Origin of the sequence: Streptomyces sp. NPDC029674, from assembly GCF_044903205.1 — a bacterium.
Lineage (GTDB): Bacteria > Actinomycetota > Actinomycetes > Streptomycetales > Streptomycetaceae > Streptomyces.
Window position 1 is genome coordinate 74,016 of the sequence record NZ_JBJDPY010000017.1, and the last position, 19,319, is coordinate 93,334.

Annotated in this window: 19 protein-coding genes and 2 pseudogenes; 6 read left to right on the forward strand and 15 right to left on the reverse strand. The window is 67.5% G+C overall.

The window, feature by feature from the left end; genetic code table 11:
- Positions 1-264: 264 nt before the first annotated feature.
- Positions 265-774 (forward strand): hypothetical protein, encoded by a 510-nt coding sequence (locus ACI2L3_RS32225; RefSeq protein WP_404755933.1) that lies wholly within the window; start codon positions 265-267, stop codon positions 772-774.
- A gap of 234 nt (positions 775-1,008) precedes the next feature.
- Here ACI2L3_RS32225 and ACI2L3_RS32230 read toward each other — a convergent pair.
- A pseudogene (locus tag ACI2L3_RS32230) lies at positions 1,009-1,284 on the reverse strand (Scr1 family TA system antitoxin-like transcriptional regulator); the annotation flags it as partial.
- Between the two features lie 105 nt (positions 1,285-1,389).
- Positions 1,390-2,184, reverse strand: coding sequence for a hypothetical protein (locus tag ACI2L3_RS32235; RefSeq protein WP_404755934.1), 795 nt, complete (start codon positions 2,182-2,184; stop codon positions 1,390-1,392).
- Positions 2,185-2,639: 455 nt separating this feature from the next.
- On the opposite strand from ACI2L3_RS32235, the gene ACI2L3_RS32240 reads away from it, so the two are divergent.
- Complete coding sequence (locus tag ACI2L3_RS32240) at positions 2,640-3,077, forward strand: hypothetical protein (protein ID WP_404755935.1); 438 nt, start codon at positions 2,640-2,642, stop codon at positions 3,075-3,077.
- 11 nt (positions 3,078-3,088) lie between these two features.
- Positions 3,089-3,616, forward strand: a complete 528-nt coding sequence (locus tag ACI2L3_RS32245; protein WP_404755936.1) for a hypothetical protein — start codon at positions 3,089-3,091, stop codon at positions 3,614-3,616.
- 51 nt (positions 3,617-3,667) lie between these two features.
- Here the strand turns inward: ACI2L3_RS32245 and ACI2L3_RS32250 are convergent, their stop codons facing one another.
- The 3 genes from ACI2L3_RS32250 to ACI2L3_RS32260 all read right to left on the reverse strand — a co-directional run bounded on the left by ACI2L3_RS32250 (position 3,668) and on the right by ACI2L3_RS32260 (position 5,871).
- On the reverse strand, positions 3,668-4,510 hold the full coding sequence (locus ACI2L3_RS32250) for an IS5 family transposase (protein ID WP_404755937.1): 843 nt from the start codon (positions 4,508-4,510) through the stop codon (positions 3,668-3,670).
- Positions 4,511-4,999: 489 nt separating this feature from the next.
- On the reverse strand, positions 5,000-5,227 hold the full coding sequence (locus tag ACI2L3_RS32255; protein WP_404755938.1) for a helix-turn-helix domain-containing protein: 228 nt from the start codon (positions 5,225-5,227) through the stop codon (positions 5,000-5,002).
- Positions 5,227-5,871: a DUF2975 domain-containing protein gene (locus ACI2L3_RS32260; RefSeq protein ID WP_404755939.1), complete on the reverse strand. Its 645-nt coding sequence runs from the start codon at positions 5,869-5,871 to the stop codon at positions 5,227-5,229. The genes ACI2L3_RS32255 and ACI2L3_RS32260 overlap by 1 nt, the downstream gene beginning before the upstream one ends.
- 555 nt (positions 5,872-6,426) lie before the next feature.
- Here ACI2L3_RS32260 and ACI2L3_RS32265 point away from each other — a divergent pair.
- Positions 6,427-6,741 (forward strand): hypothetical protein, encoded by a 315-nt coding sequence (locus tag ACI2L3_RS32265; RefSeq protein ID WP_404755940.1) that lies wholly within the window; start codon positions 6,427-6,429, stop codon positions 6,739-6,741.
- 406 nt (positions 6,742-7,147) lie between these two features.
- On the opposite strand, the gene ACI2L3_RS32270 is transcribed toward ACI2L3_RS32265, so the two are convergent.
- The 5 genes and pseudogenes from ACI2L3_RS32270 to ACI2L3_RS32290 form a co-directional block, all read right to left on the reverse strand.
- Positions 7,148-8,116, reverse strand: coding sequence for a hypothetical protein (locus ACI2L3_RS32270; RefSeq protein ID WP_404755941.1), 969 nt, complete (start codon positions 8,114-8,116; stop codon positions 7,148-7,150).
- A complete protein-coding gene (locus ACI2L3_RS32275) occupies positions 8,113-8,658 on the reverse strand; it encodes a hypothetical protein (RefSeq protein ID WP_404755942.1) in 546 nt (181 codons plus the stop codon). Before ACI2L3_RS32275 ends, ACI2L3_RS32270 begins: the two co-directional genes overlap by 4 nt.
- Before the next feature lie 608 nt (positions 8,659-9,266).
- Complete coding sequence (locus ACI2L3_RS32280) at positions 9,267-9,497, reverse strand: hypothetical protein (protein ID WP_404755943.1); 231 nt, start codon at positions 9,495-9,497, stop codon at positions 9,267-9,269.
- Positions 9,498-9,535: 38 nt separating this feature from the next.
- Positions 9,536-9,892: a hypothetical protein gene (locus ACI2L3_RS32285; protein WP_404755944.1), complete on the reverse strand. Its 357-nt coding sequence runs from the start codon at positions 9,890-9,892 to the stop codon at positions 9,536-9,538.
- A gap of 82 nt (positions 9,893-9,974) precedes the next feature.
- Positions 9,975-10,160: pseudogene (locus tag ACI2L3_RS32290) on the reverse strand (ParA family protein); the annotation flags it as partial.
- A 193-nt stretch (positions 10,161-10,353) separates the two neighbouring features.
- Here ACI2L3_RS32290 and ACI2L3_RS32295 point away from each other — a divergent pair.
- The gene (locus tag ACI2L3_RS32295; RefSeq protein ID WP_404755945.1) at positions 10,354-10,884 is read left to right on the forward strand and encodes a VOC family protein; all 531 of its coding nucleotides are present in this window, start codon (positions 10,354-10,356) and stop codon (positions 10,882-10,884) included.
- Positions 10,885-11,760: 876 nt separating this feature from the next.
- Here ACI2L3_RS32295 and ACI2L3_RS32300 read toward each other — a convergent pair.
- From ACI2L3_RS32300 to ACI2L3_RS32310, 3 genes are all read right to left on the reverse strand, one after another.
- A complete protein-coding gene (locus ACI2L3_RS32300; RefSeq protein WP_404755946.1) occupies positions 11,761-12,831 on the reverse strand; it encodes a ParB/RepB/Spo0J family partition protein in 1,071 nt (356 codons plus the stop codon).
- Positions 12,828-14,090, reverse strand: a complete 1,263-nt coding sequence (locus ACI2L3_RS32305; protein WP_404755947.1) for a ParA family protein — start codon at positions 14,088-14,090, stop codon at positions 12,828-12,830. The genes ACI2L3_RS32300 and ACI2L3_RS32305 overlap by 4 nt, the downstream gene beginning before the upstream one ends.
- A 561-nt stretch (positions 14,091-14,651) precedes the next feature.
- Positions 14,652-15,635 (reverse strand): hypothetical protein, encoded by a 984-nt coding sequence (locus tag ACI2L3_RS32310; RefSeq protein WP_404755948.1) that lies wholly within the window; start codon positions 15,633-15,635, stop codon positions 14,652-14,654.
- A gap of 158 nt (positions 15,636-15,793) precedes the next feature.
- Here ACI2L3_RS32310 and ACI2L3_RS32315 point away from each other — a divergent pair, with 158 nt between their 5' ends.
- Complete coding sequence (locus ACI2L3_RS32315; RefSeq protein ID WP_404755949.1) at positions 15,794-15,946, forward strand: hypothetical protein; 153 nt, start codon at positions 15,794-15,796, stop codon at positions 15,944-15,946.
- A 456-nt stretch (positions 15,947-16,402) separates the two neighbouring features.
- Here ACI2L3_RS32315 and ACI2L3_RS32320 read toward each other — a convergent pair whose 3' ends face one another.
- Together ACI2L3_RS32320 and ACI2L3_RS32325 are read right to left on the reverse strand one after the other, a co-directional pair.
- Entirely contained in the window at positions 16,403-17,653 is a 1,251-nt protein-coding gene (locus ACI2L3_RS32320; RefSeq protein ID WP_404755950.1) for a DNA methyltransferase, read from the reverse strand.
- A 72-nt stretch (positions 17,654-17,725) separates the two neighbouring features.
- A complete protein-coding gene (locus ACI2L3_RS32325; protein ID WP_404755951.1) occupies positions 17,726-19,195 on the reverse strand; it encodes an NF041680 family putative transposase in 1,470 nt (489 codons plus the stop codon).
- Between the last annotated feature and the right edge of the window lie 124 nt (positions 19,196-19,319).

Here is a 19,319-nt window from a genome sequence, read left to right on the forward strand (position 1 = left end):
GCACGCGAGCTGGCGGGGAGCACCGGTGTAGAGGGCGTAGGCCCGGGTGCGGCTGCTGATCCGGGTGTCCGGCATGGGGGTACCTTTCGCTCCGCTCCATCGGCCCGCGGAACATGAGGAACAGGCATACAGCCGCCCCGCCCACCACAAGAAGGGCACCAAACCCCGGCGCACCGAGGAGCGGCAAACTTGACGGCCTGGGGCCATGTGCAGCGGGCACGAGGCCGAAGAATTTCACGGGGTACGTCGGTGGATCTCAGCTCAGTGATCATCGCTGTCGCAGGCGTCGCAGGAACCCTGGGAGGGGCGCTACTCACCCAGCGCGGCTCCGAACGAGCGAAGCGCCTGGAGATAGAGCTCGTTCGAGACCATGAGGAGGTTCGCGAGGCCCGTTCGCTGCGACGCACCTGCTATGTGGAACTCAACCGGGATGCGCGGCAGTTCACTACCGCTCTCAACCGCCACCTGCACGTCATGAGGGGACGCGGCGTGGAGGAGGCCGACAGCGACGCACTCGAGGAAGCGAAGAACGCGCACCGCGATCGATACTCCGAAGCACAGATGATCGCCCCCGAAGAAGTACTCAGGCGAGCGAGTGTCGTCAACCAGGCCCTGAACAAGGTCTACGGCCAGGTCAAGCGCCTCGAACGCGGTGCCCCCGAACCAGGCGAAACGATGGAGACCGCGGCCCAGGCCCAGTACGAGGTCTGGGAGATGCTCCGAACTATGAGAACCGCTATGCGCCACGACCTCGGTGTGTCGCATGAAGATTGAGAGCTGGCACTCAGCTCCGTGCGAGCTCTCTTGTCTGCTTCGACCAGCCAAAAAGGCTGATCGAGACAGGGGTTGAAACGCAAGCTGAACGCCGGCAGAGGCACAACCGTCCTTTGCAGTTGTGCCCCCGGGCGCAGGTGATGTACAGGCCCTTGGAGTTCCACGCATCGGTGCGTCGCTCCACTACGGCGCGCAGCCGCCTCTAACAAGTGGTCACCAGTCCGCCGGGCCGCCTCACCGTGAAGTGAGCGCTCGCCGCGCGGCGTTGATGATGCTGTGCGCGTCGGTGCCGTAGACGGCGGACTCGCGCAGGGTGTTCCAGGTGCGCAGGTAGGTGGCGATGCTGTCGGCGTCGTCGATCCATAGCTCCGCGTGCCAGTCCTCGATGACCACGAGGCGTTCGTCGTAGATCCAGAAACTATTGCCCGGCCGGATCTTCAGCGAAGCGCTGAACGGGACGATGCCGAGTTCGACGGTGTCCAGTCCGACGACCCCGACGAGCCTGTCGAGCGGGCGGCGCGCTCATGACGATGCACCACGAACAGACCAACGCCCCCACCACGGACCCACCCTAGGTAGCGCCGGTGTCGTAGTGGGCCTGCCTGCTGCGGCTGCTCATGTGCCGGTCTCCGTCGTGGGGGCAGTGGCCGGGACCGGCTTTCCGCTGAGGAGGTCGTGGGCGAGGGAGCGGTGGCGTCCGGCGGTGCGCTTGTGCTCGCGCCCCAGGGGGGCTTCGGCGGCGGCGAGTTGGTCGTAGGTGCCGGCGCGGGCGAGCAGGGCGGTAGCCCATGCGGTGCGGTTGTGGTCGGCGCCGGCGGTGCCGGTGGCCGCCATGCTCGCCTGGCAGGCCTGGTCGGCGGCCTGCTGCAGGGCTTGTTGCCGGTCGCGGAGTTGGGCGGCCTGCTCGCGCTTTTCCTGCGCGGCGGTGCGGGCGGATGAGTCGGCGTAGGAGGGCAGGGTGGCGGTGATCGCGTCGGTGCGGCCCTGGTGGTCGAGTTCAGCGAACCAGGCGTCCAGGTTCGCCGCGAGTTCGGCGGAGGGAGTGCCCGATCCGATGCCGGTGCGCTGGCGGCCCGTCAGGGCCCAGCCTTCTATGACGGGTGACCAGCGTTCATGGGCGGATTGACGGGATACGCCGGTCATCTGGCCGATGGCGGCCCAGCTGGCGCCACGCTCGCACTCGACGACGACCGCCTCCCGGACCAGCCGGTCGGCCAGGGACTGGACGTACAGGGCGTCGGCGAGGACGCTGGCGTCCTCGCGTCCGGAGCGCGGCAGGTCATCGACGACAGCGTTGACGATCTCGTAGCGGGTGTGGGCGGCGACGAGGACGGCCTCGTCGAGCGGCGCGAGCGGAAAAGTGCGTTCTGGGTCGTCGGCGCCTTTGGGTGCTGCGGGAGTCTCAGACATGCTGTCAGGCTAACCCTGACAGCTGCAAAGGTCAGGGCGAGCCTGACACTCGCCCCAATCGACGGCGTCACCTACGACGAAGACCAGGACAACGGCCACCACTGACCGGCGATGTCCCGATGGCCAGCGGGGTCTGCACCTCATCCGGGTGAGGAAGCGCTTGCCTCACCGCATCGGCCATGACTGCCGGGCACGCTACGAAGGCTCCTCTCAGCCCGCCTCTTCGCGAACGGAGACCCGTGCGTCCTCATCCCTGCCTCGTTGCCACGCGCCGCACCCCACCGGGCCGCGCGGGGAACCTCGTTCACAACCTGCGGAAGCTGCTGAAGCCGAGCAGTGCGCTGGTGATGGCGACGCTGCTTACCCTGTCCTTGGTCACTGTGCCTGCCTCAGCGGCCCTGGCGGCCCCGGCAACGTGCATGAACGGTCAGAAGGACTCACGGGGACGTTCCTCCGTGGATAGCGGCGAGATCTCGTGGGAGGACGAGTCGGTGTTTGACGACGCACGCCGTCACGCCCATCGGATGTGGTCGCAACGGGGCCTCGATCGGGTGAAGTTCCCTGCGGATGACGCCAGCCGGATCGCTGACCTGGAATGGTCGGACGTGACCACGACCCGTCCGCCGTGGAAGGGCGTTTTGGGCCGCTGGAAGGGGATGCGCGGCACCGACCTCCTGAAGCTCAACAAGGCGTACCTCGGGCCGGGGAAGCGGTACGGGGACCGCAAGTCCCGTCGCATGATCGCCGCGCACGAGCTTGGACACGCTCTGGGGTTCTGTCACAAGAATCCAACGCGCTACCGCTCTCTGATGGCTCCGAATACGTTCGACATGCCCTCCAACGGCGCCCCCACTGCGCGGGACCGTAGGAACTACCGCGCGTTGTGGGGCTGAAAGGCAGATCCATGAACTCCCTTCAGTGTCGCCTCGCGCTCGCCGCGGCCGGAGCGGCCGTCGTGGCCGGCGCCTCCTGGGGCGTCTACCGCACGACGGATGTGGCGGAGACGATGAGTGCGGGCGAGGCGGTGACGCTGTACGACGTGCGCGACGCCAGGCAGGTCGCCGGAACCGCCGACGACGTGTTCGCCGGTACGGTCGTGAACCATGCCGGGCAGCGCGACATCGTCGGCATCCTCTCCGTCCTCTACGAGGTTCGGGTCGAGCGGAGGTTCAAGGGCGATCTGCACGGCACGGTCATCGTCAGTAGCGAGCAGGGGGCCCCGTCGCTTTCGCGGGGCACCTCCTATGTCTTCGCGACGGGCCGTGTGCCGGACCAACGCACACACGCCGTGCTGCTGGAGACCAGTCCGACGTCCTTCACCAGCCTCAGCGCTCCGATCCGGTCCGGCGCCCCAGACGGGAAGGCCGCGGGCCGGACGGTGGCCGAGTACTGGTCCTGGGCTGTCGAGCATGAGGTCAACGTGTCCGGCTGAGAGGGCGTTTTCTCCCAATGTTCCGTCCCGAACTGCAGTATTGGTGAGGTTTCAGAGTCCTTGCCAGGTTGGGGTGGATTCTCTGGTGAGGCGTCGTGCCATGAGGGCAATCATGGCGATGTAGATCATGGCGGTGGAGCGGGCCGGGAGGGCTTCGTAGTCGCGGGTCAGGCGGCGGTTCAGCATCAACCACCCCAGTGTTCGCTCCACGCACCATCTGCGCGGTTGCACGGTGAAGCCGCGAGCGCTGCCAGGGGTGCGGCGGGCGATTTCGAGATCGATGCCGAGGCGGGCGGCGTGGTCGACGAGGTACTCGCGATAGCCGCGGTCGGCCCGACCTTTGCGGATGGTGGGGTAGGCGGTGGCGATCCGGTTGAGCAGGGTTTCGCCGGCGGTGGAGTCCTGGATGCTCGCGGCGGTGACCAGGACGGCCAGCAGCAGCCCGGTCGTGTCGATCACGACGCTCCGCTTCCGGCCCACGATCTTCTTGCCGGCGTCGGCCCCTTGGCCGGCGGTGGGGACGTTGGCGGAGGTCTTGATGCTCTGGGCGTCGATCATCATCGCGGTCGGCTCCGGCGTGCGGCCCTCGTCCTCGCGGACGCGGCGCCGCAGCAGGGCATTGAGCTGCTCGAAGATGCCGTCCCTCTCCGAGCGGGCGACGTACTGGTAGACCGTGTTCCAGTGCGGATAGTCGTGCGGAAGGTAGCGCCACGGGATGCCGGTGCGGGCCACGAAGAGCACCGCGTCCAGGAGGTCGCGCAGGTCATGGCGGGGCGGATGGCCGATGTTGAGGCCGCAGCGAACGATCTCCTCCCGCCAGCTGGTCAGCAGCGGTTCGACCAGAGCCCAGCGGGCATCTGACAGATCACTGGGATAGCAACGACGCTCGCTCATGCCTCCGGGGTAGCCGAGGACCGGGCCACCGGTCAGGGCGTAGGCCGGCCGGGCAGGGGCATTCGAACCCAACCGGCGCACTTTGCGACGAAACAGGAGCAGGCGGCGCGCAACAACCGGATCTCGGCCTCATCTGCCACGCGAACGACACGCGCCACACTCAACTCACCTATCACTAACCAGAATTCATCGCAGGCACCCGCAAAAGGTGGCAAAACGCCCTCTGAGTAGGTGTTTCTCTTCCTCGACAGCACAGGCCAGGGCCCATGTGATGCTCGTGGGGCAGCAGTAGCCGTTCTGCGACCGCGTTGCTGCAACGGAGACACCGAACGGCGATACCTCCGTAGATATGCATCTATGCCGGGAAGGCCGATGATCACGGGCGTCCCCCGTCTTGGCCCAGGCGCCACCGGTCTCCGGTACAGCGGTCCGGCGTAGGCGCCGACAAGAGGCCCGGGATCACCACCGTGGAGGCCCCAGAACACCTAGTCAGCGCGGGCGGTGGCTGAGAAGGTCACCCGGCTGGCACTCCAGTACCTCGCACAGACGGGTCAGGGTGGTGAACCGCATGGCCCTGGCCCGGCCGTTCTTGAGGATCGACAGATTCACGTGGGTGACGCCGACCCGTTCGGCGAGTTCCGCCAAGGTCATCCCGCGCTCCTGGAGCAGCCGGTCGAGGTGGACCTCGATCGAGTGCTCCTGCTTCTCCTCGGACATCAGACGGTTCCGTCGAGGTCTTCGCGCATGGTGATGCCGACACGCATGACCCGGGCGAAGGACAGGACACCGAGGCCGGTGAAGATAGCCATGTAGGGAATGTCCCACGTCAACAGCCCCGAGAGGGCGCTGACGTCACTGTCGCGGCTCAAGGAAGCGATGAGTGCCCTCTCGGCCGTGGACACGGCGATCGCGGCGAGCGTACTGCCGGCCAGCAGCCACCAGCCCAGCTTGCGCAGCCGCCCTGCGGTCCGCGCGGTGTAGAGCCCCTCGCGCTCTGCGCTTCGGATCAGCTGGAGGACGAGCAGGAGCGCTCCGGTGCTGAAGACGAAGGGAACAAGCTGCGTGGTTGTGTTGAGCAGGCTCTGGGTCGTACTGGGGGCCGTGGTGCAGTAGTTCGGATGGGCGCTCAGGTCTACCTTGGCCCCCGGTGCGGGTTCGACTCCCAGGTCCGGCCCCTCGCCGACACCGACCGACATGGTCGAGTCCTCGGCGCAAACCGACGTGTCGCCGATGCCGAGGACGTGCACTCCGTCGGAGAACAGCAGGCCGAGCAGCCCGGCTCCCATCAGGACCGCGACCAGTGTTACGACGGCCCTGACGGCCGTGGACATCGGTTCCAGCGGATTGCGCACCTTAGCCATGACAGCCCCCGTATCGTTTATCGATGTTATTGAATAACGATACGTTGGTCGATGGAGTGGTAGCAACCGTGAGACGGACCGTGGCCACTCCCGGGGCGCGGCCGCATGTGCCGGTGGAGCCCGGTACGCCGCTGGAGGACTGTGCGCACATCGCTGCCGGGTGACGTTTTCGACCGGTCTTTCACCTCGGTCATGGCGACCACCGCCTCACCGGGGCCCGACCACCAGGATGCGACCGGCCCCAAGGGGCGCCCTCCCCCGGTCACCACCCACCCTCGCGCGCTCCCGCCCGGCGCAGACAGAGCGTCGGAGGGATAACAGTGACCGCACCCATTGATCACCTTCTCGCCAGAGCCCGCCGCATCGACGCCACCTTCCCCGCTCCCCCGCCCCATCTGCAGCCCGTGCCTCGTCCCCTTGGACCCACTCCCCCATCCGCCGGCACGGGCGCGACAAACGGGCACGGGACGCCGCCTGCGATCTGCGCACCCTGCGCGAGACCGTCCTCACCCGGGCCGCCTCGAAGCCCTCACTCGAGACTTCCTCACCCATTCCGTGCCGCCTGAACCCGACGCCGTCCGCGTGCTGGGCTGCATCCTCCAGCTCGGCAACGTCCCCGACGCCGCCCGCTTCTGGTGGCAGTTCGCCGCAGGCGCCGACGACCACATCGCCGCCTACTGCCTGGCCCTGCAGCACCAGTCCCTGGGCGAAGACACCGCCGCCGCCTGGTGGATGGACCAGACCCCTGGCGCCACCGACCCCGACGAACACCTGCCTTTCGAGCCCGACCGGATCCCGACATTCACCGGCTGGCGAGTTTTCCCACCACCTTGCGAATTCTCAGCAGACTGCGGCCCAGCCTCCGCCTGAGGACCCGGCAGCCCATGCTCGCCGCGGTCATGGACTACGTCGTCTCCGCCATCAAGTACGCCGACGACGGACGTGGAGCTCGCCGTGCCTGCACCGGAGTTCGTCGCCCGCATCCGCGCCCTGACCGCCCCCGGCACCCTGCACTCCAATGCATCCCCTCCTGCAGAGCAAGACTCCGACCCCCTGCCCTCCCGGCCCCGTGGTAGAGCCGCCCGATCCGTCCACGGCCGCTTCGTCCTGGTGGAATACATCTGTGTGCCGACCTCACCCGCACCCCAGCTACCTCCGGCAGCCAGACAGCCGTAGCCCCGGAGCAGCCAGCAGACCGCATAGCTGGTCCGGGCCCCGGGGACGAGGTGGTGCCTGCTCCCCGGGGCTGCGGCCTCGGTGTGGCAATGGGTGCGGGCTACCGATGGTGCAGGGCCTCGGTCAGCTCCCGGTGCCAGTCGGCGCGCACTGGAGAGTCGTCGCCGAAAGGGTTCGGGCCCAGTGCCACCACGTCGTCGGTGATCTGGAAGGTGAGCCGGTAGGCCATGACCTGAACGGCGAGCTCCATCCACTCCTGCGTCTCGTGGGTGGGCGGCACCGGGCCGAGCACGGTCACAAACCACATCGGCATCAGGGCACGATCACGCACCGCCTTCGCCAGGCGACTGCGCAGGGCCATCGCGAGTTCCTGTTCGGCCCGTGCGCCGGCGGCGATGGTGTCCGCGGCCGCATCCTGCTGGGCTGCGTCCGCATCCAGGGCGGCCCGGGCCGTACTGGCCTGGGAGGCCAGCGTGCTCAGCCGCTGAGCGCTGCGTTCGGCGGCAGCGACGGCCGTGCTGAAGTCTAAGGCGGCTTGGTCATGCGCGCGGGTGGTGCGGGCAGTGGAGGCGAGGATCCCGGCGGCCTTGATCGCGATGCTGCGCTGCTGATCCCGTTCGGAGACGGCCTGGCTGTAGTGCGTGATATGAGTGCGATAGTGGAGGCGCCGGCGCTCGGTGAGCAAGGCGGTGCGGGCCTGGCGGCCTTGCAGGGCGGTGCGGGCCAGTGCGCGCTGTTCAGCGGTGGCGGTATCGAGGTCGGCCTGCGGTGCGCCGTCGGCGATGCGCATGTGGGCCTCTAACAGCTGGAGGCGCCCGGCCAGTTGTCGGAGGGTTTTCTCGGTGTCCTTGATGTGGCTGCGCACCTCGGTGTCGAGGTCTCCTAGGTCGCTCTCCACGGTGCTGATGTCGTCGCGGACGCGGGTCAGTTCGTAGTCGAGGTCATCGGTGTATCCGAACTTCGATTTCAAGGACCTGAGGTCGCTTTCCAGGTCGCTGACGGTACTTTCGAGGTCGCCGACCTGGTCGTCGAGGTTGCGGATCTTGGGGCCGTAGTGGTCGTAGCTCACGTCTGTCGGCCCTTTCCGCTTGATGAGGGACCCTCGCTCAGTGCCACCGCGGTGACGATCCACACGAGGACGAGAAGCACGAGGAACCAGGTAGAGATCACGCTCAGGCTGATGAGGGCGACCAGCACACCTGCCAGGTGCACACCGATGCACACCTTGCGGCGGCGCAGATGGTCCACGACCGCAACCGTCTGAAAGGATCCGGCCAGGACAGCCATGAGGTGCGGAAGCAGCAGAAGCAACCACCACCCACTGTGATCCAGCACGAAGACGAGCACGATCAGAGTCAGGGCGAGCACGCCTTGACCGCGCCAGGACCAGTGCACAATGCGCTCGGAGAGCTGCCGGTCCGGTTCGGCGAGGCGGGCGGGCAGCGTCCGCTCGAACTCCAGAAGCTTGTTGCCGCTGGTCACCAGCTCCTGGTACTGCGCGGCGAAACCGTCGTCACCGGCGGAGAGGTCCTCCAGCCGGGCGTAATGATTCTGCAGCCGCTTCTGCAGCTCACCGTACTGGTGCTCTAACTCCCGTTTGGTATTGCCCACTTGATCTCCCATCTCGATGTGATGACGTGACAGGCGAACCCTGCCCGCGCAGTCGGCCCTGCAACTCACCGACGGTAGCGGCCGCCACTGACAGGCCGCCCACTGTTTTTCCGGTACAGGGGGCATGCAGCCACGCCTGGTGCGGCGGAACTGGCGGCGGCTGGCCCCGAGCTCGACGAGGAATCGTCGCCCGTCAGGAGACGGGTGCTTGCCATGGCCGGTGCGGTGGAGGGCCACCTTCGATGGCTCGGGCTCGTATTCCGCGACCTGGAGCCTGCCGCATCTGGTCTCGGGCGGCTCTGCCTACTTCGCGGGTCGCACGACTGTCCTTCGCAGCCTCGACCAGAGCATCGATCACGCACTGTCGCTGCCGTCCGGTGCCGGCCCGGTGGACGTGAGCTGGCCTCGACGGCGGGGTCGAGCGGGGCCGTGCGGGTCGCGCCCAACGGCAGGCTTCGAGCGCTCCCTCACCTGAAGCCGGGCACTCCGCTCAGGCCAGCCCCGCCCAGGTATAGATGGCTGGAAAACTGGGGCGCTCCGCTCTGACTACGAGCGACGGCCCGTTCCCCTCATCATCGGTGGAGGGAACAGGCCATCTGGTCCATGTTCTAGACGTCGGTGCTTACGGCGTTCCGCTGCTGCTGGTGTTTGTTCAGCAGGGTTAGCATCGTGTCCAACTCGTCGTCGGACATCTTGCGGATCAAGTGCTGGGCGATGGAGTACCCGTTGTCGTATGGGAGCCGGGGCGGTACGCCGGCTTCCTCGTCGGCTGACTCTGCGGCCTCAACGGTGCTGCCCGGGCCGGGGGCGGGCACACCCTCGCCAGCCGTGGGTCCCACCGCAGGGTCAGCTGGTCCCCCGTCGTCTGACTCCCCTATTACGTCGTAATAAAGGTTGGTAGCAGCGGGCTGGTTGGCAGCTTCACCGGGCGGGCTCGGCTTCCGCCAACTCTCTTCCTCCGTGCCGCCTTCTCCGCCTGCTGAAGGGCCTGCTGCTGCTTTAGCTCGACTAGGGCGGCTGCCTGCTGGTCAGCCGGCTTGTTGCCCACAGCGCGCAGCAGGTCGAAAGGTTCCTGGCTGATGCGTTCCTTCAGCTGAGGCGTCAGGTTCAGCAGCGCCAGGCGCTGGGACACCCACCCCTGCGATTTGTGCAGGCGCTTGGCCAGGGCGGTCTGTGTGCCGTGGATCGCGAGCAGTCGTTGCAGTGTGTGGACCTCGTCGAGCGGCGTCGGCACGCCGGTTGCGGCGCCGATGGCTGCTCGTCGGCTGCTGATGCCGATGGTGCCGAAGCCTCCCGCCCGAGCTGGTCTGCCTGGCTCATGCGATCTCCCGGGCCATTGCACGCATGCCGATGGCCTGCTGCGATCTGGGTGCGTATGTCAGCAGGGGCCACTTCATCCGAACGGCCTCTTTCTGTTCCTTCAGGTCTCCGATGAGTCCGACGAGCCGCAGGTACTTGATGTCGCCCCATCCCTGGAGGGAGGGGGTCGCGATGTATCCGCGCCACCCGGCGCAAACCGACCGCCCGATGCCAGCCCCCGTTGGCTGGCCGACGGGCTACCCGCTCACCGGTGCGCGCACAACGGCTGGAATTGATTTAGCGTTCAACTGGATTGAGCGGCAAGCTGACCACTAGGCCGGCGACCACCCAGGTCACCAGCCCAACACCCCAAGCCATCACGGGAGATGACTTGACATGAGCGAGAACTTGCCGCTCCGCCTCCACCACCACGCCTGGATCACTGACGACCAGGAAGCCAACCGGCGCTTTTACGAGGATGTGATCGGCCTACCCCTGGTCGCCACGTGGACCGAGCGCGAGGTGCTGTTCGGAACCGAGCGCGTCTACAGCCACACCCTCTACGGCCTGGCCGACGACAGTGCGCTCGCCTTCTTCCAGTTCGCGAACCCCAAGGACCAGGAGGAGTTCAAGACCGACATCAATTCCACCCCCGTGCGCCACATCGCTTTCAAGGTCGAGGCGAAGGCCCAGGAAGCCATGCGCGAGCGCGTCACCGCAGCCGGCGATGCCCAGACGAACGCCCATGTGGTCGACCACGGGTACTGCGTCTCGCTGTACATCACGGATCCCAACGGGCTGATACTGGAGTTCGCTGTCGACCACCCCGAGGTGGAAAAGATCGACGCCGAGCGGCGAGCCACAGCACACGAGGACCTCTCCCGCTGGCTCAACGGCGACCACACCAGCAACAACCGCTGGCGCTGACCAGTCGCCCGGCTTTGAACCGGGGCCACCCGCCCCGGGTCTGCCGCGGACGCCGCCATCGCCACCGGCAGCGAATCACCACACTCCCGGCAATACCGCCGAGCCGCCCCGCCAGCCCCCGCCACTTCGATGTGTCCAAGGTGCCTGCATGACTGCCTCTCACCGATAGGTCGTGTGCGCCATCGCACCAACGATCCACCCGGTCTCCGAGACACGACAGCTCCAAAGAACCGGACTACCGACGCCGGTTGACACTCACCCAGGCTCAGGCTCGTCTCGTCATCGACCGCCCAGCGGCAGTAACACGACGTGCACGAGAGGTGTGTTCGGGATACAGGGGCAGAGGCCGCCGAGGGTCGCTCCCCCCAAGGTGCGTAGCGCGTGGACCTTAAAGTGGCGCTGGTCGACCAGGAGCGCGGTCCGTTCCTCGGTCCGCGCGTAGGGCAGGCGTAGGGCAGGCGGCGGGAGGTGCCGGTCTTGTGCCAGGGTTCGCGGACCGTCAGCTCGCGTGCGCACAGATGTTTCGTTAGGAGTTCGAAGCGCCGCTCTCGCCAGGGGCAGCACCATGGCGCAGCCCCACTCATCCCGGCACCTGACCCCTCGGATACCGGCCGTCTACGGGTGGGAAGGCCCCCGGCCGTATTACGTCGTAATAGTCAGGCGTCCGGAACGACTCCGCCTTGTCCAGGTATTACGTCGTAATGCGCGCCATACCCAGGGAAGCAGGTGTAGGCGGCCCTCGGGCCCGCAGGTCGTTGCGGCAGGGCTCACTACCTGGCTCGGGTGCACGACAAGTTGAGATCTCCGCTTGGACCACGAGAGACGGCCCGTTCCCCTCATCATCGGTGGAGGGAACGGGCCGTCTGGTCCGTGTTGCTAGGCGTTGGTGCTTGCGGCGTTCCGCTGCTGCTGGTGTTTGTTCAACAGGGCCAGCATCTTGTCCAACTCGTCGTCGGGCATCTTGCGGATCAGGTGTTGGGCGATGAAGTACCCGTTGTCGTAGGGGAGCCGCGGCGGCGGACCGGCTTCCTCGTCGGCTGACTCTGTGGTCTCAACGGTGCTGCCCGTGCGGGGTTCGGGTACAGCCTCGGCAGCCTTCGGCCCCACCGCCTGGCCAGCTTTCCCCCCGTCGTCTGACTCCCCTATTACGTCGTAATGAGGGCTGCTGGCAGCAGGCTGGTTGTCGGCTTCACCGGGCGGGCTCGGCTTCTGCCTGGTCTTCTTCCTCCGTGCCGCCTTCTCTGCCTGCTGACGGGCCTGCTGCTGTTTCAGCTCATCCAGGGCGGCTGCCTGCTGGTCGGCCGGCTTGTTGCCCACAGCGCGCAAGAGGTCGACAGGTTCCTGGCCGATGCGTTGCTGCAGCTCGGGCGTCAGGTTGAGCAGGGCCAGGCGCTGGGACACCCACCCCTGGGATTTGTGCAGGCGCTTGGCCAGGGCGGTCTGTGTGCCGTGGATCGCGAGCAGCCGTTGCAGTGCGTGGGCCTCATCCAGTGGCTCGAGGGCTTGGCGGTGAACGTTCGCGACGAGGGCCGACTCGAGGATCTCGTCTGCGTCGGCGCCCTGGTCGTCGTCGACCATGACCTTCAGATGGGTGAGCCCTGCTTCCCTGGCGGCCGCCAGCCGGCTGCTGCCGTCGACGACGACGTGTGTCGTGTCGGGCTCCAGCTCCTCCTCGCGCTCGGGGTTGGCTTTCACGTAGGCGTCGCGGTTCATGACCGTGATGGCCTGCTTCTGGCCGTGCTCTTTCAGACTGCCGCCGAGCTCGGACAGATCTCCGAGGCTGGTCCTCGGGTTGTCGGGGTTCAGGCTGATGCGGCCCACGGGGAGCTTCGTGGGCGGTGCGACACCTTCGGTCGGCACGCCGGTTGCGGCGCCGATGGCTGCCCGACGGCTGCTGATGCCGGTGCTGCCGAAGCGGCCCGCTCCGAGCTGGTCTGCCTTACTCATGCGATCTCCCGGGCCAGTGCGCGCATGCCGATGGCCTGCTGCGATCTGGGTGCGTATGTCAGCAGGGGCCGCTTCATCCGCACGGCCTCCTTCTGTTCCTTCAGGTCTCCGATGAGTCCAACGACCCGCGGGTCCTTAATGTCGACCCATCCCTGGAGGGAGGAGGTGGCGATGTATCCGCGTCGCCCGTCGTAGAGGTTGACCGCGATGCCGAGGTAGTCGATGTCCAGGGCAAGGTCGTTGGCCAGGTCGTCGATCTGTGCGGTGAGCAGGCCGTAGGCGTCGGCAGAGCTGTCCTCGGCCTGGACGACGATGAGCACTCCCGAGCGGCCGGGGCGTTCGCCGTCGCGGCGGCGGCCGTAGTAGGCGGCGGCGTCCATGCTCAGCCCGAGGCTGGGCGGGCAGTCGATCAGGATGACGTCGTAGTCGCTTTCCAGCGGGGCCAGGGCCCGTTCCAGGGCGGCCTCGCGGGCTCGTACGGCGGACAGCCTCACGTCGAGGAGGAAGGCGTCGGTGCAGGCGGGCAGCAGGTGCAGGCGTCCGTCGAAGGACTCTTCCTCGATGGACACGATGAGGTCGCGCAGGTCGCCCTTGGGGTCTCCGGCCATGTGGTTAGTGAGGCTGTCACCGTTCATGGGCAGGGGAGTGGCGCCGAGCTGGTTGGTGAGGTGGCACTGGGGGTCGAAGTCGACCAGGAGGACGCGGAGTCCGGGTCCGGGCAGGTTCTCGATGTCCAGTGGGTCCTCGTCGGAGCTGTCTGCGGTCTCACCGCTGCTGGCGCGGAGGGCCTTGGTGAGCTGCTTGGCGACGCGGACGGGATAGAGAGTGTTGGAGTCTTCGGCGAGGGCCTCCCCGGTGCCGGCGGTGATGGCTGTCTTCCCTACACCGCCCTTCTGGTTGCAGACGACGATGCGCTGGGTGACCTCTGGGCGTTCGATGTGGGGGGCGGGGTTGGTGTCGAGCCACAGCTGAACGGACTGGGCGAGGCCCTGGATGAGTGAGACACCGCGCTCGGCGGCGGTGTCCCGGAAGGCGTCCCACTGTCCTTCCGGCAGGAAGGTGGAGAAGGAGTCGGCACCGGAGGTGTCGATGGGGGCGGGGTTGGAGGCGAGGCGGGTCCAGGCCTGGATGCCCTGTTCCACGGCGACCTGGATCTCAACGCGGTGCTGGGCCGCTCTGACTTTGAGGTTCTGCCGGAGCCATCCCGGCAGTTTGGAGACGACCTTCTCGCGGTCGCTGGAGGTGGCTGGAGAACTCATGGAAGACACCTTACTAACGCGCGAGATCATTTCCGACATCGACGCGCTAGCTAGACCAAGCTGATGGTGTCGGTTCCTCCGCAACTGCGCGGCTATTACGCCGTAATAGCCGCGCAGTTGGCACCCCGCCCCTCCCGTCCAGCGTCTATTACGCCGTAATAGCGCAAGGCGCCGCTCCCAATTCGCCACCGCCCACGTGCCCTACCTGTCCGACCTCACTACGCTTGCTGCGCGGAGCCCATGCGGCTCACCCACCGGGCCGACTGGGGGGAGGGACAGTATGCGAACCCTGCGCTGTTCAGGGGTGCCGCGTTGCACCTCGAACCCGTGCCACCTTTTGGGCTAACGCAGACGCCGAGCTCGCGCAGGCGTTAGGGATTCGCAATCGACCCTTCGCATCCAGTTCCTGGCCGGGCTCGCCGCCCAGCGCGAGGAGATCGTCCGGCTCCGCGCGGCCGCTGCCAGAGCCGGCCGGGTGAGCCACCTATCTGCACCGCGAACCGCAGTGCTCGGAAGCCGCAGTTGAGACGGGACCCCCGACGTGCCCGCGATCATGGCCAGTCACGCAGCAAGGCTCCACACAGAAAGAACGGCCCCACCAAGGGCGATAGCCGAGTGCAAGGCAAGCCACAGGACGTACATCTTGATTCGGGCCAGTCGCGGGAAGCGGCTGCGCTGGCGATCCTTCACGCTGCTCAGCCCATCTTCAATCTGAAGTGTCGAGTGAAGTGAGCCGATCTTCTGACGCAACCATCTGGCTTGCCGCATGTGAAACGCGGAGCGCTCGTGTGACTTGAGGGATGCCATGACGCCATAGGCCCCCAGGGACGCCATCGGGACGGTCACCACAAGCATGGGCGGGTGGAGACCCTTCTGCGCGAGAAATCCCAGTCCCGCCGAGACGATGACGACGATGATGTTCGTCAACGTCGCCCGCTGATTTTCCATCTGGCGGTCAGCTTCACGCTGTTCCTGCCAGAACGCCAGAAGCACGTCGGTCTGGTCAGCCATGACTACCCCCTCGATGCTCGGACTCACATGCTCCCCACCCCGACTCAGATCATCCAGCCCTCGGGCGCAACGCCACCACGTTGCCGACGCGCCGGGCCGGTCGTAGTTCTGCTGGGCGTGGCGAATCTGGGTGTAGGGGCCGAGGCACAGCAGGGTGTAGCCGTCGAGGCCGTCGTCGCGTTTGCGGGCTTCGATGTAGAGGGCGTAGTGCGCGGGCTTCATGCCGAGGTCATCGGGCAGGGGCAGGTTCGCGGCTGCGTGGGTGAGCATGGCGTAGCCGGGCTGCCAGATGCCGAGGATCGTGGTCGTTTCGCAGCGCAGCCAGCCGCGGTCGGTGTAGCCGAGCTGGCGGCCGTGGAGGTAGGCCGCGGTGTGCGGGGTGTCGGGGTGGGCCAGGGCGACGGCAATCATGTCGGGGCCGTGGTCGTCACCGGGCCGGGTATGGGCGCGCTCCACTAAGGGCCCGATGCGCACGGCGATGTCCTGGGAGCAGCCGGGCGTCCAGGGCTGCGGAGTGCGCAGGGCGGTGAGCATCGCGCGGAACTGGTCGACGATGGCCTGGCCTTCGGGGGTGAGGCTGCCGGGGGCGTGGCCGCAGCGACGGAAGCGACGGATCGTCGGAGGGTCTCCTGCTCAAGGGTGGGGTGGGTGGCTGGGCGCAGGTAGCGGGCGGCGGTGTTCACGAAGTCGTCGTGGGCGCTTTTCGCGGCCTCGCGGGCTGCGGTCAGGTCCTCGGTGGTGGCGTGTGCGTTGCGGATCGTGTACGTCAGCGTGATCATGCGGTCGACGGCGGCACGCACGGCCTGGTCCTCGATGAGGACGCGCAGGGCGACCAGCGGGCGTGACGGCGCTGCGGGTCATGTGGCTCTCGCTGCGCAGGGCTTGGACCCGGTCGGTGCCAGCGTTCTTGAGGACGGCGTCGCCGCGCGCCCACAGCGCCCGGCGGTGGTCGCTGGCGGCGCAGGCCAGCGCGGTGATGGCCTCCAGGCGGTCGCGGTGGGCCGCCTCGCCGTGGCTGGCGAGCACGGAGCGTTCGGCGGCGCGCTCCTGGAAGCGGCCGGAGACGATCGCGCCCAGCAGTGTGGCGACGATGGCCAGGGCTGCGGTGATGAGGGTGGATAACCCGCGGTGCCTCTCTCGGCGTTCGGGTGGAGGTGAGAAGAACGGTGAGCACCGGCCCATAAAGGGCCTCTGTCGTCCAGTCGTCAGGGCGCCGCCTGCCAGCGTGTCCGGGACCCGCCGGGCGCCCGGTCGTGATGGACCTGGCCACCGACCGGTCCCGGGACGCGATCAGCCGGTACTCAGCTCGATGACGGGCGGGACGGTGCGCCGCACAGGAGATGGTCGAACTTCACGAACTTCTCCTCGCGGGTGCCTGTGACGGTCGCGCACATCACGTGGGCCACCTGGTCGGGGGAGGGGCCGACTGCCCGTGAGACCCGGGCCGCGCACAGGGGCTGCGCAACGGAGGGGAACAGGCGGGTGGGGAGGGGCGGCTGCATGCCTTCCGGGGTCAGGTCGATGACCAGCCCCTGGTCGGCGCTCCAGCGCAGGAAGGCGCGCATGCCCTCGAAGGCGGGGGAGACGAGCCAGGCGGCGGGGGAGAGGAAGGCAACAGCGGTGGCGTGCAACCGGGTCTCGAAGGCCCGCCACAGTGCCCAGCGCCAGAAGTAGATGTGGAGGTTGGACAGGACGTATTCGCGGCGGCCCTGCCCGGGGGTGCGGAACTCGTCGAGGCTGGGCCGCCACAGTTCGTCCGCGGTCCGGGCGTGGCCGGGGCGGGGGCGGCGGGCCTCGATCCAGGGGGCGGCTCCGCGGGCCTTGTCCTTGTATGGAGGGTTGCCGACGATCGCCAGCGGGCGTAGCGAGTTGAGGCGTTGGGCCAGTGCTGGGGGGAGGTCTCCGTTGAGGGCGTTGCCGATGACGATGTTGTGGTCGAGGTAGTCGATCGGCATGTGGCCGCCGGTGGCCAGCCAGCAGGCGGACTTGGCGAGGTCGACGGCGACCGGGTCGGTGTCGATGCCGTAGACGCACGCCTTCATGACGTCGGCCATGACGGCCTGGACGGTGAGCGGTGCGGGGTTGTTGGTGCCGAACAGGAGGGCGGTGTAGGCGCGGGCCAGGATGCGGGCGGCGGCGGTCAGAAAGACCCCGGCGCCGCAGGCCGGGTCCAGAACGGATATGGCGAGGACGTCGGCGGGCTCGTCGTCCAGGTGCAGGTCGGTGATGGTGCTCAGGGCGGCCCGAGTCAGCGGGTGGGCGATCTCGGGTGGGGTGCACCAAGTACCGCATGCGCTGCGGGTATTGGCGGCGAGCAGCTGTCCGCGCAGGCTGCCGAGGTCCTCGGCGTCCCAACCGGTGATGCCGGGGAGGTCCTGGAGGAGTTTGCGGATCCGGTGGGCGGTGTCGGCGGGCAGCTCGAGGGGCCAGGGTGCGGTGAGTTGGCGGGCGGTGGCGACGGTGTTCACGGCGAGCCTGATGATCTGGCGGTGGCCGTCGGCGCCGGGAGCTTCGGTGGTGAGCGCCTCGAGGGCGGCTGGGGGAATGTTCACGTGGGATCCGGTGCGGACTGAGGCCAGAAGCCGGTCCGGGTAGGTGGCAGAGGCCCTCAGCTTGTTCTTTATCTACCAGGACCTGCCAGGCTTGCCGATGGCCTTGAGAGTCTCGGGGCGTTTGACGGTTTTGCCGACGTCGTATCGGGGTGCCCGGTGTTTGTTCCTGGCTCCAGGTGGTCGTCCTGGGCCAGCGCCTCGAGGTTTGGGAACACGGGTCGGGCAGGCGAGGTGAGCGCGGATGTTCCTGAACCCTCGGCGGACCCGGGCCGGGGTGAGCCGGTAGGAAGTGGTGGGCTTCTCCCAGGGCCGACAGAGGTCCTCGGCGAGAGGACGGGCGAGCCGGAGCTGGGTGTGAGCGACGATCAGGATCCAAGTCCAGCGGTCCGCCGCCTCGGGAGTACGGAGCTTCGGAGTGGTCCAACCGAGGGTCTGCTTGGCGAAGCGGAAGGTGTGTTCCAGGTCGAAGCGTCGGAGAAATGCCTGCCATAAGCGGTCCACGTCCTCCGGAGCGACTCCGGTCCTGGAGGACCATAACCACACCGGCGGGGCATCACGCTCCTTCGATAAATGCTCGACCTTTAGCCGGATCAACGTGCCTTCAACCAGAGGGAGTTCACCGTCATGGTCGAGCCATGAGGAGCGGTGGGTGAGCCTTGGGTGGACCCTGTCCCATGCCTGTGTCTTGGCCTTGCCGAAGTTGGTGGTTGCGGTGACCGTGGTGATCGTGGGCTCGGGCCAGGTTTCCGGCTTGGCGAAGCGGAATTCCGGGCCGTGTTTAGGCGGCCGGCCGCCCTTCGGCTCGTAGACACGAGGCGGCTTCGGCAGTCGCATGACGCGGTCCGAGCGGACCCGGCCGACCAGCTCGACCGGCAGATCGCGTAGGACCCAGGCCAGGCGGGTGACGTCGTAGCCGGCATCGCTGACGATCACGATGTCCGGATCCCCGGCCTGCCACTGACCCGCGGCGATGAGCCGTTCAACGACTCCCCGCAGCTGGGCCGCGGTGACCGCGGTGGCGTCATCCACCGGTCCCAGCCGGACCGCGTCCAGGATCGCGGTCCAAGAGGTGGCGCCCGGCTCCAGGACGGCGACGAAGGAGTAGGGCCAGCCCGGGATGAACTGCGACGCCGTCTTGGCCCGGCCATAGACATGGCAGAACAGCCGCTCGGGCGAGCACGGCGCGTCCGAACAAAGCCATGGCGACACATCGACGGCCAGGACCAGGCGCCCACCGTCGAAACGCGGCAGCGACAACCCGGCCAGCACCGTCCGCACCTGGCCGACATCGATCCGGCCGCGGTTCAGGCCTCCGTACATTGCTCCGTGCCCACGCCGATGCTCGGGCAACAGCGTCAGGTCCACTGGGGACTTCACCGCCCCGTCCGCACACAGCACCGCATCCGTCAGCTCGAACAACGCGTCGCGCCGAGCGGTCAGACACTCGTAGAACTCACCCCGGAAGCGTGACGCTTCCGCGAACGCATCCCTCCGCACAACATCAGGCAGCAGACTCACCCTCACGGCCTTCGCCTTGGTCATGTGCACCTTGGTCGGAGCACAGGATCAGACGAAGGCCGCCCCCACGTCCGGCAAACCCTCAGGTGAGCGACTCAGTACGAGGCGCCGTTCGATGCCGGAAGAAAAGGAACAAGCTCAGGGCCTG

Bases quoted from the DNA above. Each gene is read 5' to 3' on its own strand.
- ACI2L3_RS32245 (WP_404755936.1), top strand. From the start codon at position 3,089: ATGAACTCCCTTCAGTGTCGCCTCGCGCTCGCCGCGGCCGGAGCGGCC.
- ACI2L3_RS32325 (WP_404755951.1), bottom strand. From the start codon at position 19,195: ATGACCAAGGCGAAGGCCGTGAGGGTGAGTCTGCTGCCTGATGTTGTG.
- ACI2L3_RS32250 (WP_404755937.1), bottom strand. From the start codon at position 4,510: ATGAGCGAGCGTCGTTGCTATCCCAGTGATCTGTCAGATGCCCGCTGG.
- ACI2L3_RS32255 (WP_404755938.1), bottom strand. From the start codon at position 5,227: ATGTCCGAGGAGAAGCAGGAGCACTCGATCGAGGTCCACCTCGACCGG.
- ACI2L3_RS32260 (WP_404755939.1), bottom strand. From the start codon at position 5,871: ATGGCTAAGGTGCGCAATCCGCTGGAACCGATGTCCACGGCCGTCAGG.
- ACI2L3_RS32295 (WP_404755945.1), top strand. From the start codon at position 10,354: ATGAGCGAGAACTTGCCGCTCCGCCTCCACCACCACGCCTGGATCACT.
- ACI2L3_RS32300 (WP_404755946.1), bottom strand. From the start codon at position 12,831: ATGAGTAAGGCAGACCAGCTCGGAGCGGGCCGCTTCGGCAGCACCGGC.
- ACI2L3_RS32235 (WP_404755934.1), bottom strand. From the start codon at position 2,184: ATGTCTGAGACTCCCGCAGCACCCAAAGGCGCCGACGACCCAGAACGC.
- ACI2L3_RS32310 (WP_404755948.1), bottom strand. From the start codon at position 15,635: ATGCTCACCGCCCTGCGCACTCCGCAGCCCTGGACGCCCGGCTGCTCC.
- ACI2L3_RS32305 (WP_404755947.1), bottom strand. From the start codon at position 14,090: ATGAGTTCTCCAGCCACCTCCAGCGACCGCGAGAAGGTCGTCTCCAAA.